Origin of the sequence: Vibrio splendidus, from assembly GCF_002873455.1 — a bacterium.
Lineage (GTDB): Bacteria > Pseudomonadota > Gammaproteobacteria > Enterobacterales > Vibrionaceae > Vibrio > Vibrio splendidus_J.
Genome location: NZ_MCUN01000042.1, coordinates 1 through 4,521, shown reverse-complemented (window position 1 = coordinate 4,521; position 4,521 = coordinate 1). Strand labels below are relative to the sequence as shown.

6 protein-coding genes and 2 pseudogenes are annotated in these 4,521 nt (G+C 43.5%); 1 reads left to right on the top strand and 7 read right to left on the bottom strand.

Translation table 11 applies throughout. The annotated features are described in order from the left end of the window. Positions 1–164 precede the first annotated feature (164 nt). From BCU75_RS19780 to BCU75_RS19755, 6 genes are all read right to left on the bottom strand, one after another. The gene (locus BCU75_RS19780; protein WP_102474837.1) at positions 165–536 is read right to left on the bottom strand and encodes a hypothetical protein; all 372 of its coding nucleotides are present in this window, start codon (positions 534–536) and stop codon (positions 165–167) included. Between the two features lie 8 nt (positions 537–544). Continuing rightward, positions 545–928 carry a hypothetical protein gene (locus tag BCU75_RS19775; RefSeq protein ID WP_102474836.1) on the bottom strand — a complete coding sequence of 128 codons (384 nt, stop codon included), beginning with the start codon at positions 926–928 and terminating at the stop codon, positions 545–547. Between the two features lie 41 nt (positions 929–969). Next, positions 970–1,158 (bottom strand): hypothetical protein, encoded by a 189-nt coding sequence (locus BCU75_RS19770; protein WP_102474835.1) that lies wholly within the window; start codon positions 1,156–1,158, stop codon positions 970–972. A 267-nt stretch (positions 1,159–1,425) separates the two neighbouring features. Then, entirely contained in the window at positions 1,426–1,584 is a 159-nt protein-coding gene (locus BCU75_RS24285; protein ID WP_157933916.1) for a hypothetical protein, read from the bottom strand. Between the two features lie 80 nt (positions 1,585–1,664). Next, positions 1,665–2,042, bottom strand: coding sequence for a hypothetical protein (locus BCU75_RS19760; protein WP_102474833.1), 378 nt, complete (start codon positions 2,040–2,042; stop codon positions 1,665–1,667). Positions 2,043–2,058: 16 nt separating this feature from the next. Continuing rightward, the gene (locus BCU75_RS19755) at positions 2,059–2,427 is read right to left on the bottom strand and encodes a hypothetical protein (RefSeq protein WP_102474832.1); all 369 of its coding nucleotides are present in this window, start codon (positions 2,425–2,427) and stop codon (positions 2,059–2,061) included. A gap of 389 nt (positions 2,428–2,816) precedes the next feature. Here BCU75_RS19755 and BCU75_RS19750 point away from each other — a divergent pair. Continuing rightward, positions 2,817–3,626, top strand: a pseudogene (locus tag BCU75_RS19750) (IS3 family transposase); the annotation flags it as partial. 26 nt (positions 3,627–3,652) lie between these two features. On the opposite strand, the pseudogene BCU75_RS19745 reads toward BCU75_RS19750, so the two are convergent. Continuing rightward, positions 3,653–4,426 (bottom strand): annotated as a pseudogene (locus BCU75_RS19745) (IS3 family transposase); the annotation flags it as partial. Positions 4,427–4,521 lie beyond the last annotated feature (95 nt).

Below are 4,521 nucleotides of genomic sequence, written 5' to 3'. Positions count from 1 at the left end.
TTCGAGAATAACTTCAGAGGGAAAGTGACAACCTTTAAAGATTAAAAATCAGTACCATGAATAGAAATTAAGCAAATCTTAACTTAAAGACTCAAAGTTTGCGACAGAACCCTTCTTTCTCTTTGGTTGGTTTCCCCAGTCCAATAATTGGACTAGGGCCTATCTTAATAATGGTTGATGTAATTAAAGCGGCCACGTACAGCAATGAACGAGACAGTGGTAAGGATTGCGAAGGGTGCAAATAACATAGTGAGTAGTTCTGCATTACCACCTGAGATAACAAGCGACACAACCGCATTGACAGCAAGTGTGAGCACCGTCATGCCTTTGTAGTTAGCGAAGCTCTTCGAGGAGAACTCTTGACCATCCGATGTGAGGATTAGAGACAGCGAAGCGGCCATCCAGACTAGCGTGATACCCACCGCAATATAATCTAGAGTGCTATCCAAGGTAACAAGACTAGCGAGGGTAGAGAACAAGTTAAGGGCCAGTAATAACATAGCTAGGTAACGTACAAGACCGTGAATAAATTTCATGAGAATCCTTAAAGGTTAAAGGTGGTGATGATAGAAGAATTAAGATTTGGACAGCCTGCATTTTTCTGCTGCGCTAACATGTAATCTAGAGGCATGCGCTTATAGTTACCTACGAAGGTAGGTAGTAGCATCTCTACTTTGTCACCATGCTTCTTGTCTACACTATCCACATAGAACCAGATAAGGCTATTCATGGCGTTAATCTTGTCTGAGTTGGTCTTATTTACACTTGGGTTACTTGCTATCACTGTGTTAGCAGCAATGCAGATAGCAGCCGATTGAGGGTTATGGATAGTCTTACTTGCCATTGGGTTGTTACTTAGGAACTTGTCAGCCGCCATCGCTCCGGTAGATGAAAGGATAAGGGCCGCTAGTGTTAATACTTTTTTCATTCTGTTTACTCTTGATTGGGTGAGTCTAATAATTAGACTGGTTAATTGTTTTCGACGTATCGTTTTGTCATAAGGAAAGGCAGTAGGACACTGCACAGCATCATAGCCACACCTACTAGGGCCATGATTGAGCTATTGGTATCAACAAGGACTGCACCAACAATACAGAGGATAATCCCTGCAATACCCCACAAGGCAAAGGTCATAGCCGCGCCAATAAATAATTTCATGAGAGTTAACCTATCTATGGTTAGAGGAAAAACTGCTTTCCGCTACTCGCTTCACGGGTGATTTGTAACTACAAGGCTCAGCACCTTTATAGTGCTCAAAGTGGGCAGGTTGACGACCGCAGCGCGAAGCTTTATGAGGTCTTATTGGTTGGCCGCACCCTATGCAGGTAAAGAGAGCGCCCTTATCTAACTCTTTCATTGAGATAGCATCTTCTACACTCAACGACTGGCCTCCACTGGCAGGTCTAGCCCGTACTATCGCAGCCATTACTTACATACCTTGAAGTCATTACCTAAGAACTTACATTTGCCGTTGTATTTCTTGTCGCAAGCCTCCCATGCTTTCTGTGGGGTTTTGTAGCAACTCGTCTTAGATAGCCAACCGATGCAAGCGATAATAGCGAAGAATATAAATACTTTTTTCATGATAAATGTACCGTGTAACTCTCCCCTATTTTGGAGAGAGTAGAGTGATAAGAAAGGGACTAGTCTATTTATTAGACTGCTTAACTGAAGAATGAGCCTATTGCCATCTTGAAGCCTTCAAGACGCGCCTTGTAATACTCGTCATCCTCATAAGCAATTAGCACACAGCTCTGATAAGCCGCCTTGCCTTCCTCGGTGTGAATGATTCGAGTATAGGTAACTGTGCTGCCCTCTTTCAGTGGCTTCTCTATGCGCTTGGTATCTGGTCTCGTATCTAATCGAGCGTGACAGACCTCTCTTCTTTCGTACAAGCGCATGCTGCTTTCGCTCTTCTTGTTAGCCACGAAGACATAAGAATCAACCGCGTCTGTGATGTAGCGGTCTGCCGTATTAAAGACCGTGAGACCCAGCACTACAGACAGGCTAACCAAAGCAACTAATTTGATTTGACTTTTCATTAATCCATTCTCACTACTACGGTTTGAGCTGAATCCTTAGGGCCACAATGCCGTAAGGATACTGATAGATATGCGTTCCACTAATGACAGTAGATGCGTAAGGATAAAGCGGCTCATCTTGAGGGTAGAGATAAACCCCACTGTCTGACACTGTGCCGCCTCCTATCTTCGAAGCAGGGAAACCGTATACGGCCTCAGCCTCATCGAGTAAGTTGGTAAGACTAAGCTCAACACCTGCAAGGACAAAGCTCAGACCTTTAAAGAAATGAGGCACAAGGCCCATGTATTCCGCTGCGTTCTCTTCTAGGTGTCGGTCATGCTTGCCAGTCGGGTTGATAGTCCAGACTATGCCCTCTTGCTCATTGATAAGCATCAATTTTTCCATGGTAAAACTCTCTTTGGTTGGGGGTAAATCTATTGAAGAGGCGATAAACGATAACTAAAACATATAGTACCGTTTAGCCTGTGCTTGATTGGTTATAATGGTTATAATTTAAAGCTATGAAAAAGTATTTCGAATCGCGTCACCATCGACCGGATATTCAACGTAAGCACCTGATATATAAAGACTTTCCTGTAGTCTATCTATGTCAATGATGCGGGTATTTGCGGCAGTCTCGAAGTCTGCAATTGGGTAGGTTGTTAACATTCTCTTACTCTCTTTATTGGTTGGGGTTAGTCTATTTATTAGACTGGCAAAGTGACTGCAATCTGATCCGCACCAGCAGTTTTGGACACTGAGTTAAGTGAGTACAATCACTAATGAGGTGAACCATGACAAGTAAGAAGAAACGTATTATCCATTCTCCTGAATTTAAAGTAGAAACCCTGAAACTAGCAGAGAAAGTGGGAGTCGCTGCAGCCGCAAGACAGCTCTCGTTACATGAATCTCAGATCTACGGTTGGCGAAAAGCCACAAAGAAGAATTCTAGTATTAGCCAACGAGAACAAGAATTGGCCGTTGAAGTCGCTAAGCTAAAGAGGCAGTTGGCAGAGCAAGCAGAAGAGCTAGAAATCGTAAAAAAGGCCGCCACCTACTTCGCGAAAAATCTAAAGTAAATTGCTATGAATTTATGATCGAACACCTGCTGAGTTTCAGTATTTCCCGTATGGCTAAGGTGTTCAGAGTTTCTCGAAGTGGGTTTTATTATTGGGATTGAGAATCGCCACAAGGCGATTCAACGTGAGACAGAGCGCCAAAAGCTTGATACCAAAGTAAAAGAAGCCTTTGACGTTAGCAAAGAGCGAGATGGCTCAATACGTATTCAGAAAGAGCTGGCAGAGAGCGGTGATAATCATAATGTTAAGACCATTGCTGCCAGTATGAAACGTCAGGATTTAATAGCGAAAGCAGCACGCAAGTTTAAGTGTACAACGGACAGTAAGCATAAAATGCCCGTTGCTCCAAACTTGCTCGCTCAAGATTTTAGCGCAACGGCTCCGAATCAAAAATGGGCAGGAGACATCACCTATGTTGCCACAAGCGAAGGCTGGCTGTACTTAGCTGTCATTATTGACCTTTATTCAAGGCAAGTTATTGGTTGGTCTATGGATACGAGAATGACGGCCTCACTGGCCTGTGATCTGCACCAGTAATACTGGACACTCGGTTAAGCGACATTCTGTTTTTCAAAGTTAATTGGACTTAGATATCCAAGGGCACTGTGCCTTCTTGTTTGGTTATAATCAACTTCAATATATTCAAAGACGGTTTGACGCATCTTTTCTCGCGTCATAATTGGCTCATATTGGATCGCTTCGACTTTAAGCGAGTGGAAGAAGCTTTCAACACAAGCATTGTCCCAACAATTTCCTTTTCGACTCATACTTTGTCTTAGTTTATAGGCGCTTATGAGTTCACGATAGTCATTCGAGCAGTATTGGCTACCACGATCACTGTGTAAAATGGCATCCTCGGGAAAACCTCGACGGGACAGTGCCATTTTTAACGCATCACAAACAAGCTCCGCGGTCATACGCTCATTCATAGACCAACCAATGACTTGCCTTGAATAAAGATCGATAATTACGGCCAGATACAGCCAACCTTCACTCGTTGCAAGATAGGTGATATCTCCCGCCCATTTCTGGTTTGGCTCAGTGGCATTGAAGTCCTGAGCTAAAAGGTTCGGGGAAATGGCTTTAGTATGATTGCTATCGGTTGTGCATTTGAATTTCCTTGCGGCTTTGGCAACCAAGCCTTGCCGCTTCATACTTTGCGATATTGTCTTGATGTTGTAAGGGTTTTCATCAGCTTCCAAGGCCTTCTTAATGCGACGAGCACCATCACGCTCTTTGCCGTCGACAAAGGCTTTCTTGACGTGGTTATCAAGGGCATGACGCGCGAGTTCACGTGGTGAAGCAAAGCGGTTCTGTCGCAAACTTTGAGTCTTTAAGTTAAGATTTGCTTAATTTCTATTCATGGTACTGATTTTTAATGTTTAAAGGTTGTCACTTCCCCTCTGAAGTTATTCTCGAA

What these genes read in the sequence shown, in the direction of transcription:
- BCU75_RS24285 (WP_157933916.1), bottom strand. Translation starts at nt 1,584, where the DNA reads ATGAAAAAAGTATTTATATTCTTCGCTATTATCGCTTGCATCGGTTGG.
- BCU75_RS19770 (WP_102474835.1), bottom strand. Translation starts at nt 1,158, where the DNA reads ATGAAATTATTTATTGGCGCGGCTATGACCTTTGCCTTGTGGGGTATT.
- BCU75_RS19775 (WP_102474836.1), bottom strand. Translation starts at nt 928, where the DNA reads ATGAAAAAAGTATTAACACTAGCGGCCCTTATCCTTTCATCTACCGGA.
- BCU75_RS19780 (WP_102474837.1), bottom strand. Translation starts at nt 536, where the DNA reads ATGAAATTTATTCACGGTCTTGTACGTTACCTAGCTATGTTATTACTG.
- BCU75_RS19760 (WP_102474833.1), bottom strand. Translation starts at nt 2,042, where the DNA reads ATGAAAAGTCAAATCAAATTAGTTGCTTTGGTTAGCCTGTCTGTAGTG.
- BCU75_RS19755 (WP_102474832.1), bottom strand. Translation starts at nt 2,427, where the DNA reads ATGGAAAAATTGATGCTTATCAATGAGCAAGAGGGCATAGTCTGGACT.